General features: G+C 68.6%; 1 protein-coding gene. It reads left to right on the plus strand.

What is annotated here, in order from left to right; all coding sequences use genetic code 11:
- Window positions 1–497, plus strand: a 497-nt coding sequence (locus tag HWX25_RS32960; protein WP_244138841.1) for a LysR substrate-binding domain-containing protein, incomplete at both ends; no start/stop codon positions are given.

Raw genomic sequence — 497 nt, forward strand, 5'->3', positions numbered from 1 at the left:
GCTGTCGGTGCCCGAGGCCATGACGCAGCTCGGCAACGGCACGCTCGACCTGGCCGCGATCCATCACATCCCGGCGCTCGATCGCGAGTTCGTGCAAACGCCGCTGCTGTCGACCGAATTCGTGATCGTGATGCGCGCCGGCCATCCGCTCGCCAGGGCACGCAGCCTCGCCGAGCTGCTCGACGCCGAATGGATCGTGACGGTCGACGCCGAGGATTTTCCGCACAGCGTCATGATGGCGATGTTCACCACCCACGGGCTGCCGCTGCCCCGCCGCCTGCTGCGCGCGCCCTCCTCGTTCTCGGTCACGCTCGGCCTGGTGTCGCGCTCGGACGTGATCGGCTGCTTCACCAAGCCGCTGGCCGAGATGGTCGCGCCGCTGGGAATCCGCATCGCCGCCATCGAGGAGACGCTGCCGAACTACGAACTGTCGATCCTGTCGCGCCGCGACCTGCTGCCGACGCCGGCCGTCACGCAGTTCATCGCCTGCCTGAAGC

This window comes from Burkholderia sp. BCC1640 (genome assembly GCF_902833125.1).
Lineage (GTDB): Bacteria > Pseudomonadota > Gammaproteobacteria > Burkholderiales > Burkholderiaceae > Burkholderia > Burkholderia diffusa.